We start from the raw sequence: 16,671 nt of genomic DNA on the forward strand, positions 1-16,671 counted from the left end.
CTTGGTTCCGCCCCGCCACGGGGCTGCTCAGGGATATCGACCATGCAATGGATGTTCATGTTGATCGGGCTGCTGCTCGGCTGGCTGCTCGACGAGTCGTTCAGCGATGCACTGTTGGGCGCGTTGCTGGGGCTCGCCATCGGGCAGGCGATGCGGATTGCCCGGCTCGGTTCGCAGGCTGCCGAGCAACAGCGTCAGCTGGATCACGCGAAGATTGCGTTGCAGGGCGTCGAACAGCGTCTGTTTCTGCTGGAGGGCGCTCCGGCGCATTCGCCAGCGCCGCCGAGCGTCGCGCCGGCCAGCGAAACAGTCGTTGAACCCGTCACGGTATTTGAACAACCCGCTGCCGCAGAACCCGAGCTGGTCTGGGAACTGCCACCCGAACTCGAACCTGTCGCCGTCGCCGCCAGCGAACCCGGTCAGCCGCTGCCGGTCGATGTCTGGCGTCTGGACGCCGTTACGCCTGAACCTGAACCCCGACAACCCGCCGAACCTTGTGGCCCGAACCTTATCGAACGCGGCATCAGCGCTGCGCGCAACTGGCTGTTCGGTGGCAATACCGTGCTGCGGGTCGGTGTGGTGCTGTTGTTCTTCGGTCTGGCGTTCCTGCTGCGCTACGCCACCGAAGGCATGGTGGTGCCGATCGAATTGCGTTACGCCGGGGTCGCAGCGGCAGCGCTGGGCTTGCTGGCATTGGGCTGGTGGTTGCGCCATCGCAACAACAGCTACGCTTTGATGCTGCAAGGCACCGGGATCGCGGTGTTGTATCTGACGGTGTTTGCGGCGATGCGCCTGCACCCGCTGCTCGATCCGTCTGCCGCGCTGGGATTGCTGGTGGCAGTGACGGTGTTTTCGGCCATTCTGGCCATCACCCAGGATTCCCTGGCCCTGGCCTGCGTCGCCGCACTGGGCGGTTTCGCCGCGCCGATCCTGACCTCCACCGGCGCCGGCAACCACGTCGCGCTATTCAGTTATTTCGCGCTGCTCAACGCCGGCATCCTGGCCATCGCCTGGTTCAAGGCCTGGCGCCTGCTCAACCTGATCGGCTTCGTTGGCACCTTCGGCATCGGTTTCGCCTGGGGCCTGCGTTCGTACACGCCGGAACTGCTGTGGAGCACCGAACCGTTCCTGATTCTGTTCTTCCTGATGTATCTGGCCATCGGCCTGCTGTTCGCCCGGCGCAAGTTGCTGGACATGCCGGACGCCCCGGCGGATGACGATCGCCAGGCGCTGCTGCATTGGTCGGCGCGCAAGGGCGATTACGTCGACGGCACGATGCTGTTCGGTCCGCCGCTGGTGGGTTTCGGCCTGCAATTCGCGCTGGTCCAGCATCTTGAATTCGCTGCCGCGTTCAGTGCGCTGGCGCTGGGCATGATCTACATGGCCCTGGCCAAAGTGCTGATGGGCGGTCGGGCGATGTTGCTGGGCGAGACTTGCCTGGCGCTCGGGGTGATTTTCGCCAGCCTGGCGATTCCGCTGGGGCTGGATGCGCGCTGGACGTCCGCGGCCTGGGCGGTGGAGGGTGCGGGAATTTTCTGGCTGGGCTTGCGTCAGCAACGGCCGTTGGCCCGGGCCTTCGCGTTGCTGCTGCAACTGGGTTCGGCGCTGGCGTTTCTCAGCCAGTTACGTGTCGGCGAAAGCAGCCTGCTCGACGGAGCGCCTCTGGGCGCATTGATGCTCGGCGCGGCGTTGCTATTCAGCTTCTACCAATTGCGCAAGGCATTGCCGGAGCAAACCTCGCCGTGGGAGCGCCAAGGGCTGCCAGTGCTGGCGAGTCTGGGGCTGACCTTCCTGTATCTGCTGGCGCCGCTGTTCTTCTTCATTCAGGGCACGGCGATCAGTTGGGCATTGGCCGGGCTGGCGACCTTGTTCGTCGGCTTGCGCCTGCAATCGCGCACGTTCCTGTTCACCGCGTTTGCCGTGCAACTGCTCGGCGGAGCGTTGTTCCTGTTGCGCCTGCAAGGGGCGGGCGAGGATTCGGCGGCCGTGTTCAGCGCTGGCTGGAGCGGTTTGCTCAGCGCCTCGTTGATCGGTCTGGCGCTGATCGCCGGCATGCTGCTGGCGGCGCGCGACGAGATGGTGCGCAGCGATGTTCGCCTGCTGCGCGGTTTGTCGGTGGTGCTGCTGGCGGGTCTGGTGCTGATCAATCTGGCGGTGTTGTTTGTGCTGCCGTGGCAGACCGCGAGCGCGGTGTGGGCGGCCAGTGGCTTGCTGATCATCTGGCTCAGTCTGTACCTCAAGCAGCGCGTGAGTTTTGTGTTCGGTCTGCTGTTGCAACTGATCGGCGGCGCGGCGTTTCTGCTCGCCGGCCCCGAGTTGCTCGGGCCGTTGTCCAGCGAGGGGCTGCGACCGCTGGCCCATGGCGGATTCTGGACGCCGCTGGTGCTGGGCCTGGCGGCGATGATCGGGGCATGGCGCCTGCAACTGGGCAATCACGCCTCGGCGTTCGATGTGCTGAGTCTGCAGCGACTTTCGGAAGTGTTGCTGGTGTGGGGCGCCGGTTGGTGGGCGCTGGCGTGGGTCAGCGAAGTGCTGCGGTTTGCGCCGCTGAATCTGCAAGCGACGCTGTTGCTGTTGGTCGCCGCGCTGAGCGTCGCGTTGTGGGCGGTGTTGGCCTTGCGCCTGAAATGGCCGTCGCTCGGTCTACTCTGCACCTTGCTGATTCCGGCAGCCGGGCTGGTGTTGCTCGGCGCGTGGCACTCGCGTTATCACCCGGCGGCGGATTTCGGCCGGCTGGCGTGGGCGGCGGTGTTCGTTGTGCATTTCATCAGCCTGCGGCGTCTGGCACCGATGCTGCCGGCGCGGGCCTTGAGCACGGCCCATGTGCTCGGTTGCTGGCTGCTGATCGGCGTGCTGGCGCTGGAGTTGCGCTACGGCCTGCTGCTGTTGTCCGAGCAGTACAACGCCTGGCGCTGGCTGGGCTGGGCGATTCTGCCGAGTGTGTATCTGTTGCTGATGGCTGCGCCGCGTCAGTGGCCGTGGCCGGTGGCGGCGTTCCCTCGCGAATATCGCCTGTACGCGGCGGCGCCGTTGGCGGTGCTGATGCTGGTCTGGTTCTGGCTGGCCAATGGCGTCAGCGATGGCAATGCCGAGCCGCTGCCTTATGTGCCGCTGCTTAACCCGCTGGAGTTGGGTCTGCTGTTTGCACTGTTCGGTGTCTACGTCTGGTCGCGCAGCGCCGTTGCCGAGCTGTCGATCCGCCAGGACTACGCGGCTTATGCGACGCAACTGATCGCCGGTGTTTCGCTGTTTGCGTTCTGCACTGCGCTGGTCACCCGCGCCGCGCACCATTGGGCGGGGATTCCGTTCGAGCTGGATCTGCTGCTCGAATCGATGCTGGTGCAGGCCGGTCTGTCCATCGTCTGGACGCTGATGGCGCTCGGACTGATGATCGGCGGGCACCTGCGTCATCGCCGCGAAGTGTGGCTGATCGGCGCGGCGCTGATTGCGCTGGTGGTGGCCAAACTGATTTTTGTCGAATTGAGCAACCGTGGCGGACTGGCCCGGATTGTCTCGTTCATCGGCGTCGGCGTGTTGCTGCTGGTGGTGGGCTATTTTGCGCCGCTGCCGCCTAAACGCGTCGAAGCTGTACCGGCGGCGGACAAATCGGCCCCGGAAACCGAAGGAGTGTCGTCTTGAGTCGCAAGCTTAATCTCGGGTGGCTGTTGCTGGGCGTGGCCATGACGGCCGGCGCCCAGGAAAAACCGGCGGACTTCGCCGCGCAGGTGCCGTTGGCGGTCAGTGGTCCCGGCCCTTGGTATCGCCTCGAACTGCCGCTGAGCGTGCAGTTGCAGGCGCGCCAGACTGATCTCAGCGACCTGCGGGTGTTCAACGCCGCCGGAGAGCCACAGGCCTACGCGCTGGCCCGGGAATCAGCGCAGACCCGCGACGACGGCCGGTTGCATGAGGTCAAGTGGTTCCCGCTGTACAACTCGGCGGATGCCACCGAGCGCGCGCCGAGCGTCCGCGTGCAATCCACCACCACCGGTACGCTGGTGGAAGTGCAGCCGTCCAGCCAACTGGAAGCGGGCGAGGAAGTGCTGCGCGGTTGGCTGCTCGATGCCAGCGCGATCAAGGCGCCGTTGCAGCAATTGATCCTCGACTGGACCAGCGAGCGCGACGGCTTCCAGCGTTTCAGCATCGAGGCCAGCGACGACTTGCAGCACTGGCAGGCCTGGGGCGAAGGCCAGGTCGCGCGCCTGACCTTTGCCGACGAACGGGTCGAGCAACATGAAGTGGCGCTGCCGGGGCAGTCGGCGCGGTATCTGCGTCTGCTGTGGGATTCACCGGCCTCGGCGCCGGTCCTGACGTCGGTGCAACTGAAAAGCAGCGACCCGCGCAACCTGCCGCTGCCATTGGTCTGGTCGCCGGCGCTGGCCGGCAGCAGCGGCAAGCCCGGCGAATACACCTGGCAGTTGCCGATGGGGCTGAACATCGAGCGGGTGCAGGTCGAACTGAAACAGGCCAACAGCCTGGCACCGGTGACGTTGTCGGGGCGTCGCGACAGCAGTCTGCCGTGGCAACCGCTGAGCAGCGGCTTGCTCTATCGCCTGACCCAGAACGGCCAGGACGTGGTGCAGAACGAATTGCAGCTGTACGGGCAGACCGTGCAGCAGTTGAAACTGACGGTCGACGAACGCGGCGGCGGTCTAGGCGAGCAGGCGCCGAGCGTGAAATACGCGGTGCGCGCCACTCAGGTTATCTTCCTCGCCCGGGGTGACGGGCCGTACAGCCTGGCGCTGGGCAATCCGACCGTGAAGACGGCGAACCTCCCGCTGACCACGCTGATCCCCGATTTCAAACCGGAGAAACTGGCCACATTGGGCAAGGCCACGGTGCAGGGCGACGCGCTGGCGACCCAGACTTCGACGGCCACCACCTCGGCCACGGCGGACACCAACTGGAAGAAGTTCGGCCTGTGGGCGGTGTTGCTGCTCAGTGTGCTGTTTCTGGCGGCGATGGCCTTCAGTCTGCTGCGCAAGCCGCCGGCCAAATCGTGAATATGACGGGTGTGGCCTCTACACCCGTCGGGTTTCCAACTACGCTGAATCCGGTGCCTGAACTCTCTCGGTTCGATCACGTCTGATAGCAGGAATTGCACCCGACGCATGTTACCGGGCGTCATTGCTCGCTACGGTTTCAGACTCCCTGTAAACTGCGCGGGTTTTTAGCCCCCCATTCCACCGGAGCCGTCCATGTCCCGCGTTACCCTGAGTCGCTATTTGATTGAGCAGACCCGCAGCAACAACACTCCTGCCGATCTGCGCTTCCTGATCGAAGTGGTGGCGCGTGCCTGTAAAGAGATCAGCCACGCCGTGTCCAAAGGCGCCCTGGGCGGTGTTCTGGGCAGCATGGGCACGGAAAACGTGCAAGGCGAAGTGCAGAAGAAGCTCGACGTGCTGTCGAACGAAATCCTGCTCGAAGCCAACGAGTGGGGCGGTCACCTGGCCGGCATGGCGTCCGAAGAAATGGACAACGCCTACCAGATCCCGGGCAAATACCCGAAAGGCGCCTACCTGTTGGTATTCGACCCGCTGGACGGTTCGTCGAACATCGACATCAACGCCCCGGTCGGCACCATCTTCTCCGTGCTGCGTTGCCCGAACGAATACCTGAGCCAGAACGAAGCGCTGGATGAAAAGGCCTTCCTGCAGCCAGGCACTCAGCAGGTTGCCGCCGGTTACGCGATCTACGGCCCGCAAACCATGCTGGTGCTGACCTTGGGCCACGGCGTCAAAGGCTTCACCCTGGACCGCGAAATGGGCAGCTTCGTCCTGACCCACGAAGACATCACCATTCCTGAATCCACCCAGGAATTCGCCATCAACATGTCCAACCAGCGCCACTGGGAAGCTCCGGTACAGCGCTACGTTTCGGAGCTGCTGGCCGGTGAAGAAGGCCCGCTGAAAAAGAACTACAACATGCGTTGGGTCGCGGCGATGGTTGCCGACGTGCACCGCATCCTGACCCGTGGCGGTCTGTTCATGTACCCGCGCGACAGCCGCGAGCCGTCCAAGCCGGGCAAGCTGCGCCTGATGTACGAAGCCAACCCGATGTCGTTCCTCGTGGAACAGGCGGGCGGCGCTTCCACCGACGGTCACCAGCGCATCCTCGACATCAAGCCTGAAGGCCTGCACCAGCGCGTAGCGGTGTTCCTCGGCTCGAAAGAAGAAGTCGCCCGCGCCACGGCCTACCACAAGGAATAAACCATGAACGCGCCCTGGCAGCCGTTGCTCGATTGGTGGTTCGGTCACTCCGAATCGGCTACTGAAGTGACGGCGCAACAGGGCGGGTTGTGGTTCGGCAAGAAAGACAGCCAGGACCTCGAAGCGCGTGAGCGTTTCGGGGTCTTTGTCGATCAGGCCCTCGCTGGCGAATTGACCGAGTGGACGCAATGTCCCGAAGGTTGGCTGGCGGTGGTGCTGCTGCTCGACCAACTCCCGCGAATGATCTTTCGCGATACGCCCAAGGCTTTTTCCGGCGATCTACGGGCGCAGAAACTGGTTGCTCAGGGGATTGCCGCAGATTTCGATCGGCAGTTGAAACCGATCCAGCGACTCTTCATCTACCTCGTCTTCGAACACTGCGAAAACCTCGCGGTGCAGAATGAAGCGGTCTCGCGATTCATCGAACTGGTGGCGGAACAGCCGGAAGCGGAGCGCGGGGTGTTTGCCGACAACCTGGATTATGCCGAGCGGCATCAGAAGGTGATTGCGCGGTTTGGACGGTTTCCGCATCGCAATGCGGTGTTGGGGCGGGAGTCTACGGTTGAGGAACTGAAGTTTTTGAAAGAGCCGGGTTCGCGGTTTTAGGGCGATTTTCGGCAACCTGAAAAACCAGCCCTCACCCTAACCCTCTCCCGGAGGGAGAGGGGACTGACCGAGTTGGATGTTCGAGTTACGCTGACTTGAAATACCGAGTTGAACTCAGGTCTGGAAAGCGACAGAGATCGGCTCCCTTTCCCCTCGCCCCCTTGGGGGAGAGGGTTGGGGTGAGGGGGTAAGCTCTTGATCTTCAGATTCTGAAGCTACCCACCAACTGCTTCAGCCGAGCAGCCTGCTGCTCCAGATCCGCACAAGCCCGCAAAGTAGCCTGCAAGTTCTCCACACCTTCCTGGTTCAGCGTGTTGATCTCGTTGATATCAACGTTGATCGACTCGACCACCGCTGTCTGCTCTTCCGTCGCGGTCGCCACCGACTGGTTCATGCCGTCGATCTCGCCGATGCGCTGGGTCACGCTGCCCAGACGTTCGCCGGCCTGGTTGGCGATGCCGACGCTGCTTTCGCTCTCACGCTGGCTCTCGGTCATGATGCCGACCGCCTGACGCGCGCCGACTTGCAGCTCTTCAATCATCTTCTGCACTTGCTGCGCCGAATCCTGGGTGCGGTGCGCCAGGTTGCGCACTTCGTCGGCGACCACGGCGAATCCGCGACCGGCTTCACCGGCACGGGCCGCTTCGATGGCGGCGTTGAGCGCCAGCAGGTTGGTCTGCTGGGAGATGCTGGTGATCACTTCCAGAATCTGCCCGATGTTCACGGTGTTGCTGTTCAGGGTTTCGATGTTGCCGCAGGAGTCGCTGATCTTCGCCGACAGCTGCTGCATCGCGTGGATGGTTTTATCCACAACCTGCTGGCCGTCTTCGGCCAGGCTGCGCGCGTCGCTGGAATGTTGCGAGGCGAGGGCGGCGTTCTGGGCGATTTCCTGGGCGGCGGCGCCGAGCTGGTTGATCGCGGCGGCCACGCTGTTGGTGCGCGAGGCCTGCTGGTCGGAGTTGAACATCGATGAGTTCGATGCCGCGACCACGCGCAGGGCGACTTCGTTGACTTGCCCGGTGGCCGAAGACACTTCGCGGATCGAAGTGTGAATGCGCTCGACGAAACGGTTGAACGACAGCCCCAGCGCACCGAATTCATCGTGGCCGTGGATGGTCAGGCGTTTGGTCAGGTCACCTTCGCCTTCGGCGATGTCGTGCATGGCGCGGCCCATGGTCAGCAGCGGCTGCATCAGGACGCGGATCAGCATGCCGAGCAGGGCGATGATGATCACCACGGCGATGACCATGGCGATCAGCGCCGAGGTGCGGAATTCGCTGAGCATCGAGAACGCGGTGTCCTTGTCCAGCACCAGCGCCACGTACCAGTCGGCCGACGGCACGCCGTTGACGTGGGTGAAGGAGATCAACTGGGTCTTGCCGTCGAACTCGACTTCTTTCAGGCCCGGGCTGACTTTCGGTGCGCCGTTGGGGTAGGCCTCGGCCAGAGTCTTGAGCACCAGTTTGCTGTCCGGGTGGATCAGGATCTTGCCGTCGGCACCGACGATGAACGCGTGGCCATGGCCGCCGAAGTTCAGCGAGTTGATGATTGCGCTGACACTCGACAGATCAATGTCGGCGCCGGCCACACCGATCATCTGGCCCTGGCGCTGCACCGGGGTGGCGACGGTGATCACCAGTTTGCCCGACGAGGCGGCGATGTACGGTTCGGTGACGATGGTCTGTTGCGCAGCGTTGGCTGCCTTGTACCAGCCACGGGCGCGCGGATCGTAATCCGGCGCGCGGTTGCCGGCCGGGACCGAGAACATCACGCCGTCGGCGCCGCCGAAGTAGCTGAGCTGGAAATTGCCGGTGTAGGCGGGCAGGTCGATGATGCGTTTCAGGCTGGCCGGGGCGTTGCCGTCGGCGACAACCTGTTGCGCCATCGATTGCAGCAACTGGATGCGGCTTTCCAGCCAGGTCTGGATGTTGCTGGTGGTCAGGCTGCCCAGTTCCTGCATCGACGCTTCGGTGCTGCTTTGCAGGGCTTCGCGCTGGCGATAGTCGTTGAACAAAATGAAACAGGCGAACGCAACGGCCACCACGAGGGCGGCAGCCAACAAGATCTTGTGGCTGAATTTCATGTTTCTGGTCATTAAGTGAGCTACCGCGAAGGGGCTGGTCAAGAAAGGGCGGCAATTTGCCACACTATCGGGCTTTGCGCTGCTCTTATTTCGACCACGGCGCGCCAAAGATTAGGCGCCTTTTACGAAATGCGACGAAATGCTCAATAGCCTTACAAACTGTCTGATTTACCGGCGAAAGCCGGACGAGCGGGCTAACAAATAGCCAGCCTTTCAGGGAACCAGACAGGGGTTTTCTCTTCTAAGCTTCTGGTTGGCGCCATGCCATCCCCCTTCCGTTCCAGGAGTTACACCATGTCGCTGCGATCTATCGCCCTGCTGTCGTTTTGCGTGCTGTTGGCCGCATGCAGCAAGGTCAATCAGGAAAACTATTCGAAGCTCTCGGCCGGCATGGCCAAGGCCGAAGTGGAGACGCTGCTTGGCAAGCCCACCGATTGCTCGGGCGCGCTCGGCATGTCCAGTTGCACCTGGGGCGACAAGAACAGCTTTATCAGCGTGCAGTACGCCGGTGACAAAGTGCTGATGTTTTCCGGCCAAGGCCTGAAGTAAACCGGGGCTACGCGCCCACGGGAGAAAAACAATGAAGCGGTTATTGCTTGTCCTTTTGGCCGGCCTGGTATTGGCCGGCTGCGCCACGTCCGGTGAAGATCCGCTGGCGCCGAAGACGGTCAACAGTGTCAATCTCAAGCGTTACCAGGGCACCTGGTACGAACTGGCGCGTCTGCCGATGTATTTCCAGCGCAACTGCGCGCAATCCGAAGCCCGTTATTCCCTAAAGCCCGACGGCAATATCGCGGTGTACAACCGCTGCCTGACGGCGGACTGGACGTGGGAAGAAGTCAAAGGCACGGCTTATCCACAGGTGCCGGGCAAGACCGACAAGCTGTGGGTCGAATTTGATACCTGGTTCTCGCGTCTGATTCCGGGTGTGGCGAAGGGTCAATACTGGGTGCTGTACGTCAGCGATGACTACAAGACCGCCCTCGTGGGCGACCCGAGTCGTCGCTACCTGTGGCTGTTGTCCCGCACGCCGACCGTCAACGGTGTGGTGCGTGAGGAACTGCTGAGCAAGGCGCGTCAGCAGGGTTATGACACCACGCGTCTGATCTGGCGCACGTCGGATCAGCAGATGGCCAAGACGTCCAACTGACTTCTCCTGTTCTGATCGTTCCCACGCTCCGCGTGGGAATGCCTCAATGGACGCTCTGCGTCCGCTTTTGGGACGCGGAGCGTCCCGGGCTGCATTCCCACGCAGAGCGTGGGAACGATCAGTAACAGAGGTGAAAAAAACCTGTGGAGGACAATCCCACAGGTTTTTTTGTGTCAGCCCAAAAGGTCTCGCAGGACCTGGGTAAAGGCGCGATTGCTGTCCTCTTCCCCGGCATGTCGCCCCTCGCGCACGACCCACTGACCGTTGACCAGCACGTCGCGCACCTGGCGATCGCCACCGGCAAACAGCCAGCGATTGAGAATCCCGTCACCGCTGGCCGTGGCCAGATAGGGATCGCTGCCATCGAGCACAATCCAGTCGGCACGCTTGCCGACTTCCAGCGCGCCGATCGGCTGGCCCAGCGCCTGAGCGCCACCGTCCAGCGCCGCGTCATACAGCGTACGGCCGACCATCGGCTGATCCGCGCCATACAAGCGATTGCGTCGCTGATCGCGCAGACGCTGGCCGTATTCCAGCCAACGCAATTCCTCTACCACGCTCAACGACACATGGCTGTCGGAACCAATTCCCATGCGCCCGCCCTGAGCGATGAAATCCACCGCTGGGAAAATCCCGTCGCCGAGGTTGGCCTCGGTGGTCAGGCACAGGCCGGCGATGGCGCGACTTTTGGCCATCAGCGTGACTTCTTCCGGATTGGCGTGGGTCGCGTGCACCAGGCACCAGCGCTGATCGACTTCGGTGTTTTCGTACAGCCATTGCAGCGGACGACGACCGCTCCAGCTCAGGCAGTCATCGACTTCCTTCTGCTGCTCGGCGATGTGGATGTGCACCGGGCATTGCTGGTCGCTGGCCGCCAGCACTTCGCTGATCTGCTGCGGCGTGACCGCGCGCAACGAGTGGAAGCACAGGCCCAGCGACTGCGCCTTTTGCTGCGCCAGCAGGGGTTGCAGACGCGATTGCAGCTTCAGGTAATTTTCGGTGCTGTTGATGAAGCGGCGCTGGCCTTCGTTCGGGGTCTGGCCGCCGAAACCGCTGTGGCTGTAGAGCACGGGCAGCAATGTCAGACCGATACCGGCGGAGCTGGCCGCCTGGCTGATGCGTAACGCCAGTTCGGCCGGGTCGGCGTAAGGCTGGCCGTTGTGATCGTGGTGGACATAATGGAATTCGGCGACCGAGGTGTAACCGGCCTTGAGCATTTCGATGTACAGCTGACGGGCAATCACACCGAGCTGGTCGGGGCTGATTTTTCCGACGAGCCGGTACATCAGATCGCGCCAGGTCCAGAAACTGTCGTTGGGATTGCCGGCCACTTCTGCAAGTCCGGCCATCGCTCGCTGAAACGCGTGGGAGTGCAGATTCGGCATCCCCGGCAGCAGCGGACCGCTCAGCCGTTCGGCGCCATCTGCAGTGGAGTCGGCCTGGATTCGGGTCAACACGCCATCGGCGCTGACCTCGAGACGTACATTGTTGGCCCATCCGTTAGGCAGCAGCGCGCGTTCGGCAAAGAAGGCGGACATGGTTCAGCACCCCATCGTGTGTTATTTGTATATACATATACAGACGTTTGCCTGCCCGGTAAACTCCGGCAAGCTAGCAACTTTCATCCAATGAACAGGGATCCACCGTGCCGACTCCGCCTCCAGTCTCCCCGTTGGCCGCGAACATGGGCGACAGTCCGGCGCCCTTGTACGCCCGCGTCAAACAGATGATCACCCAGCAGATCGACAGCGGTAACTGGCCGCCGCATTACCGCGTGCCGTCGGAAAGCGAGCTGGTCAGCCAGTTGGGTTTCAGCCGCATGACCATCAACCGCGCGCTGCGGGAAATGACCGCCGACGGTCTGCTGGTGCGCATGCAAGGCGTCGGCACTTTTGTCGCCGAACCGAAGAGCCAGTCGGCGCTGTTCGAAGTGCACAACATCGCGGACGAAATCGCCTCCCGTGGCCATCGCCACACCTGTCAGGTCATCACACTGGAAGAAGAGGCCGCCGGTTCCGAACGTGCGCTGGCGCTGGACATGCGCGAAGGGCAGAAGGTCTTTCACTCGCTGATCGTGCATTACGAAAACGACATTCCGGTGCAGATCGAAGACCGTTTCGTCAACGCGTTGGTCGCCCCGGAATACCTCAAGCAGGACTTCACCCTGCAAACGCCTTACGCCTATCTGAACCAGGTCGCGCCGCTGACCGAAGGCGAGCACGTGGTCGAAGCGATCCTTGCCGAAGCGTCCGAATGCAAATTGCTGCAGATCGAAAAAGGCGAGCCGTGCCTGCTGATCCGCCGTCGTACGTGGTCGGGTCGTCAGCCGGTGACGGCGGCGCGCCTGATCCACCCCGGTTCTCGTCATCGTCTGGAAGGTCGGTTTCATAAATGAAAGAGTTGAAGGTATTACGCGCCGAAGGCTACCCTCGCATGCCGTGGAAAAACGGCGGCGGCAGCACCGAGGAAATCACCCGTGACGCCGGCGCCGGTCTCGACGGTTTTGGCTGGCGTCTGTCGATTGCCGACATCGCCGAATCCGGCGGCTTTTCGACCTTCGCCGGTTACCAGCGAGTGATCACGGTATTGCAGGGCGACGGCATGACCCTGTGTGTCGATGGCGACGATACCCGGCCGTTGTTACCCCTCGACCCGTTTGCCTTCAGCGGCGAGAGCCAGGTGTCCTGCACCTTGCTCGGTGGCGCAATCCGCGACTTCAACCTGATCTACTCACCCCAGCGTTACAGCGCACGCCTGCAATGGCTGGACGGCGAACAGCGGTTTTTCAGTTCGGCGAGCACCGTGCTGGTCTTCAGCGTCAGTGAACTGCTGGAGGTCACGGTCGGTGACAGCGCCTCGCAACTCGGCCGCCATGACTGCCTGCAACTGGACGGTAACACCGGGCTGACCGAGATTGCCGTCAATGCCGGCTGCTGCGTGATCGAACTGTCCTCACGCTGATTCCTTCACACGCTCTGTGTGGGAACGATCAAAAACCGCTGCTTTGAACGCAGCGGTTTTTTTTCGTCCCGACGTTCCCGAAATGCGCACCAACTTGTTACCGAACGCCCCAGTGTGGCGCAAAACCACGCTTTCGTAACAACCTCTCGCTACCCTCAATCCACCCCGCGAAAAATTTCATGAATGCCAGAGCCCTTGATTCAGGCGCTTTCCAGCCCTGCCCGGGATTTTTGTTGAACGACCCTCCAACAAGTTGGCCGCTTGATTGCATATGCTTGTATGTACAAGTAAAGACGTATGCGTATGAGTCGATCGAGACTCTCCGCAGCGTCCACTGATTCGCTTGTCGCGCACTGATGCGCACAGGCTGCTTGCCCACTGCCAGGGTTGGTTTGAATTGATCGCTGAGGAGTCTTTTTCGTGACTGACAACAAAACCACTAAGTTTCGTGACGTCGAAATCCGTGCCGCCCGCGGCAACAAGCTGACCGCCAAGAGCTGGCTGACCGAAGCGCCGCTGCGCATGCTGATGAACAACCTCGACCCGGAAGTCGCCGAGAATCCGAAAGAGCTGGTGGTCTACGGTGGCATCGGTCGCGCTGCGCGTAACTGGGAGTGCTACGACAAGATCGTCGAGAGCCTGACCAACCTCAACGAAGACGAAACCCTGCTGGTGCAATCGGGCAAGCCGGTCGGCGTGTTCAAGACCCACAGCAACGCCCCGCGCGTACTGATCGCCAACTCCAACCTGGTGCCACACTGGGCGACCTGGGAACACTTCAACGAACTCGACGCCAAAGGCTTGGCCATGTACGGCCAGATGACCGCCGGCAGCTGGATCTACATCGGCAGCCAGGGCATCGTCCAGGGCACCTACGAAACCTTCGTTGAAGCCGGTCGCCAGCACTATAACGACAACCTCACCGGCAAATGGGTACTGACCGCCGGCCTCGGCGGCATGGGCGGCGCCCAGCCACTGGCCGCGACCCTCGCCGGTGCCTGCTCGCTGAACATCGAATGCCAGCAGATCAGCATCGATTTCCGCCTCAAGACCCGCTACGTCGACGAGCAGGCCAAAGACCTCGACGACGCGCTGGCCCGCATCGCCAAATACACCTCCGAAGGCAAGGCGGTTTCCATCGCCCTGTGCGGCAACGCCGCTGAAATCCTTCCGGAACTGGTCAAGCGCGGCGTGCGCCCGGACATGGTCACCGATCAGACCAGCGCCCACGACCCGCTCAACGGTTACCTGCCGGCCGGCTGGACCTGGGACGAATACCGCGCCCGCGCCAAGACCGAGCCAGCCGCTGTGGTCAAGGCCGCCAAGCAATCGATGGCCGTTCACGTCAAAGCCATGCTCGACTTCCAGAAAATGGGCGTGCCGACCTTCGACTACGGCAACAACATCCGTCAGATGGCTCAGGAAGAGGGCGTCGAAAACGCATTCGATTTCCCGGGCTTCGTACCGGCCTACATCCGTCCGCTGTTCTGCCGTGGCATCGGCCCGTTCCGCTGGGCTGCGCTGTCCGGTGACCCGCAGGACATCTACAAGACCGACGCGAAAGTCAAAGAACTGATCCCGGACGACGCCCACCTGCACAACTGGCTGGACATGGCCCGCGAGCGCATCAGCTTCCAGGGTCTGCCGGCGCGTATCTGCTGGGTCGGCCTGGGCCTGCGCGCCAAGCTCGGTCTGGCGTTCAACGAAATGGTCCGCAGCGGCGAGCTGTCGGCACCGATCGTGATCGGTCGCGACCACCTCGACTCCGGCTCGGTCTCCAGCCCGAACCGCGAAACCGAATCGATGCAGGACGGCTCCGATGCAGTCTCCGACTGGCCGCTGCTCAACGCGCTGCTTAACACCGCGAGCGGCGCGACCTGGGTTTCCCTGCACCACGGCGGCGGCGTCGGCATGGGCTTCTCCCAGCACTCGGGCATGGTGATTGTCTGCGACGGTACTGACGAAGCGGCCGAGCGTATCGCTCGCGTGCTGCACAACGACCCGGGCACCGGCGTCATGCGTCACGCCGATGCCGGTTACCAGATCGCCATCGACTGCGCCAAGGAACAAGGGCTGAACCTGCCGATGATCACCGGCAAGTGAACATCTGCGGGAGCGGGCACCCTCGCTCCCGCAGGGCCACAACAACAATAACCAGAACAATCCACAGAGGTTGAATCATGGCGGGCAACACCGATCGTGCAGGCAGTAAACCGTTGATCGAAAGGCGTTCGATCGACTATATCCCGGAAGCGGAAAGACACGGTCGTCTGTTCAGTCAGTTCACCCTGTGGATGGGTGCCAACCTGCAAATCACCGCGATTGTCACCGGGGCACTGGCCGTGGTGCTGGGCGGCGATGTGTTCTGGTCGTTGATCGGTCTGCTGATCGGTCAACTGCTGGGCGGCGGGGTGATGGCGCTGCACGCGGCGCAAGGGCCGAAGCTTGGCCTGCCGCAGATGATTTCCAGCCGGGTGCAGTTCGGCGTCTACGGCGCGGCGATTCCGATCGTGCTGGTGTGCCTGATGTACCTCGGCTTCACCGCCACCGGGACCGTGTTGTCCGGTCAGGCGCTGGGCCAGTTGTTCGGGGTCAGCGACACCTTCGGCATCCTGCTTTTCGCCAGCGTCATCGTCGTGGTCACGGTGCTCGGCTATCGGGTGATTCACTGGATCGGCCGCATCGCCAGTGCCATTGGCGTGATTGCTTTCGTGTACCTGTTCAGCCGTTTGATGAGTCAGGTGGACGTCGGCGCACTTCTGGAAATCCGTCACTTCAGCTGGAGCAGTTTCCTGCTGGCGGTGTCGCTCGCGGCCTCCTGGCAGATCGCTTTCGGCCCGTACGTGGCGGACTACTCGCGCTACCTGCCGAGCCAGGTGTCTTCGGTGAAAACCTTCTTCGCCGCCGGTGCCGGTTCGGTGATTGGTGCGCAGGTGGCGATGATCCTCGGTGTGTTCGCGGCCGCTTCGGCCAACGGGCAATTCGCCGGTCATGAAGTCGCTTACATCGTCGGTCTGGGCGGGACCGGTGCCACCGCCGCGCTGCTGTATTTCAGCATCGCGTTCGGCAAGGTCACCATCTCCACCCTGAACTCCTACGGCAGCTTCATGTGCATCGCGACCATCATCAGCGGCTTCCGTGGCAACTTGCAGGTTTCGCGGATGCAGCGTCTGGTGTTCGTGCTGGTGATCGTCGGCGCGGCGACCCTGATCGCGTTGCTCGGCCAGCATTCGTTCCTCGGTGCGTTCAAGTCCTTCATCCTGTTCCTGCTGGCGTTCTTCACGCCGTGGAGCGCGATCAACCTGGTGGACTACTACTGCATCACCCGTGAGCGCTATGACGTACCGGCGCTGGCGGATCCGAACGGTCGCTACGGCCGCTGGAACCTCCTCGGTATCAGCGTTTATGTGTTCGGGGTGCTGGTGCAACTGCCGTTCATTTCCACCAAGTTCTATACCGGTCCATTGGTAGCGGCCCTGGGGGATGTGGATATTTCTTGGATCATCGGTCTCGTGCTGCCCGCAGCGCTGTACTACGTCTGCGCGAAAAAATGGCACGGCACCGTACCCGATCGACTGATTCTGCCCGTCGAGCAGGACAGCGTTGTACAACCTAAAACAAGCGGGGCCGGTCGCGCTGCGGCGCAGGCCTGATTTGGACGTGGA

At 62.4% G+C, this 16,671-nt stretch carries 12 protein-coding genes; 10 read left to right on the forward strand and 2 right to left on the reverse strand.

Annotation, left to right across the window (positions count from 1 at the left end):
• Positions 1–42 precede the first annotated feature (42 nt).
• From L6D82_RS00740 to L6D82_RS00755, 4 genes are all read left to right on the forward strand, one after another.
• The gene (locus tag L6D82_RS00740; RefSeq protein ID WP_236187858.1) at positions 43–3,639 is read left to right on the forward strand and encodes a DUF2339 domain-containing protein; all 3,597 of its coding nucleotides are present in this window, start codon (positions 43–45) and stop codon (positions 3,637–3,639) included.
• On the forward strand, positions 3,636–5,000 hold the full coding sequence (locus L6D82_RS00745) for a DUF3999 domain-containing protein (protein WP_236187865.1): 1,365 nt from the start codon (positions 3,636–3,638) through the stop codon (positions 4,998–5,000). Before L6D82_RS00740 ends, L6D82_RS00745 begins: the two co-directional genes overlap by 4 nt.
• A 195-nt stretch (positions 5,001–5,195) precedes the next feature.
• A complete protein-coding gene (locus tag L6D82_RS00750) occupies positions 5,196–6,206 on the forward strand; it encodes a class 1 fructose-bisphosphatase (RefSeq protein WP_007952492.1) in 1,011 nt (336 codons plus the stop codon).
• Positions 6,207–6,209: 3 nt separating this feature from the next.
• Positions 6,210–6,812: a DUF924 family protein gene (locus L6D82_RS00755; protein ID WP_236187866.1), complete on the forward strand. Its 603-nt coding sequence runs from the start codon at positions 6,210–6,212 to the stop codon at positions 6,810–6,812.
• A 202-nt stretch (positions 6,813–7,014) separates the two neighbouring features.
• Here L6D82_RS00755 and L6D82_RS00760 read toward each other — a convergent pair whose 3' ends face one another.
• Positions 7,015–8,907: a methyl-accepting chemotaxis protein gene (locus L6D82_RS00760; RefSeq protein WP_207252705.1), complete on the reverse strand. Its 1,893-nt coding sequence runs from the start codon at positions 8,905–8,907 to the stop codon at positions 7,015–7,017.
• A 282-nt stretch (positions 8,908–9,189) separates the two neighbouring features.
• On the opposite strand from L6D82_RS00760, the gene L6D82_RS00765 reads away from it, so the two are divergent.
• Together L6D82_RS00765 and L6D82_RS00770 are read left to right on the forward strand one after the other, a co-directional pair.
• The gene (locus L6D82_RS00765; protein ID WP_007952486.1) at positions 9,190–9,444 is read left to right on the forward strand and encodes a hypothetical protein; all 255 of its coding nucleotides are present in this window, start codon (positions 9,190–9,192) and stop codon (positions 9,442–9,444) included.
• 31 nt (positions 9,445–9,475) lie between these two features.
• On the forward strand, positions 9,476–10,045 hold the full coding sequence (locus L6D82_RS00770) for a lipocalin family protein (protein ID WP_085746391.1): 570 nt from the start codon (positions 9,476–9,478) through the stop codon (positions 10,043–10,045).
• A 173-nt stretch (positions 10,046–10,218) separates the two neighbouring features.
• Here the strand turns inward: L6D82_RS00770 and L6D82_RS00775 are convergent, their stop codons facing one another.
• The gene (locus tag L6D82_RS00775) at positions 10,219–11,583 is read right to left on the reverse strand and encodes a formimidoylglutamate deiminase (RefSeq protein WP_236187867.1); all 1,365 of its coding nucleotides are present in this window, start codon (positions 11,581–11,583) and stop codon (positions 10,219–10,221) included.
• 146 nt (positions 11,584–11,729) lie between these two features.
• Between L6D82_RS00775 and hutC the strand changes: the two genes are divergently transcribed.
• The 4 genes from hutC (at position 11,730) to L6D82_RS00795 (ending at position 16,659) form a co-directional block, all read left to right on the forward strand.
• Complete coding sequence (gene hutC, locus L6D82_RS00780; RefSeq protein WP_170844914.1) at positions 11,730–12,440, forward strand: histidine utilization repressor; 711 nt, start codon at positions 11,730–11,732, stop codon at positions 12,438–12,440.
• Positions 12,437–13,006, forward strand: coding sequence for a HutD/Ves family protein (locus L6D82_RS00785; RefSeq protein WP_085746393.1), 570 nt, complete (start codon positions 12,437–12,439; stop codon positions 13,004–13,006). Before hutC ends, L6D82_RS00785 begins: the two co-directional genes overlap by 4 nt.
• Positions 13,007–13,426: 420 nt before the next feature.
• Positions 13,427–15,109: a urocanate hydratase gene (gene hutU / locus L6D82_RS00790; protein WP_039764719.1), complete on the forward strand. Its 1,683-nt coding sequence runs from the start codon at positions 13,427–13,429 to the stop codon at positions 15,107–15,109.
• Between the two features lie 77 nt (positions 15,110–15,186).
• On the forward strand, positions 15,187–16,659 hold the full coding sequence (locus L6D82_RS00795) for a purine-cytosine permease family protein (protein ID WP_236187869.1): 1,473 nt from the start codon (positions 15,187–15,189) through the stop codon (positions 16,657–16,659).
• Positions 16,660–16,671 lie beyond the last annotated feature (12 nt).

This window comes from Pseudomonas paraglycinae, assembly GCF_021601625.1.
GTDB lineage: Bacteria > Pseudomonadota > Gammaproteobacteria > Pseudomonadales > Pseudomonadaceae > Aquipseudomonas > Aquipseudomonas paraglycinae.

Excerpts from the sequence above, each read along its gene's own strand:
- L6D82_RS00740 (WP_236187858.1), top strand. The coding sequence starts at position 43 with ATGCAATGGATGTTCATGTTGATCGGGCTGCTGCTCGGCTGGCTGCTC.
- L6D82_RS00750 (WP_007952492.1), top strand. The coding sequence starts at position 5,196 with ATGTCCCGCGTTACCCTGAGTCGCTATTTGATTGAGCAGACCCGCAGC.
- L6D82_RS00755 (WP_236187866.1), top strand. The coding sequence starts at position 6,210 with ATGAACGCGCCCTGGCAGCCGTTGCTCGATTGGTGGTTCGGTCACTCC.
- L6D82_RS00760 (WP_207252705.1), bottom strand. The coding sequence starts at position 8,907 with ATGACCAGAAACATGAAATTCAGCCACAAGATCTTGTTGGCTGCCGCC.
- L6D82_RS00765 (WP_007952486.1), top strand. The coding sequence starts at position 9,190 with ATGTCGCTGCGATCTATCGCCCTGCTGTCGTTTTGCGTGCTGTTGGCC.
- L6D82_RS00770 (WP_085746391.1), top strand. The coding sequence starts at position 9,476 with ATGAAGCGGTTATTGCTTGTCCTTTTGGCCGGCCTGGTATTGGCCGGC.
- L6D82_RS00775 (WP_236187867.1), bottom strand. The coding sequence starts at position 11,583 with ATGTCCGCCTTCTTTGCCGAACGCGCGCTGCTGCCTAACGGATGGGCC.
- hutC (WP_170844914.1), top strand. The coding sequence starts at position 11,730 with ATGGGCGACAGTCCGGCGCCCTTGTACGCCCGCGTCAAACAGATGATC.
- L6D82_RS00785 (WP_085746393.1), top strand. The coding sequence starts at position 12,437 with ATGAAAGAGTTGAAGGTATTACGCGCCGAAGGCTACCCTCGCATGCCG.
- L6D82_RS00795 (WP_236187869.1), top strand. The coding sequence starts at position 15,187 with ATGGCGGGCAACACCGATCGTGCAGGCAGTAAACCGTTGATCGAAAGG.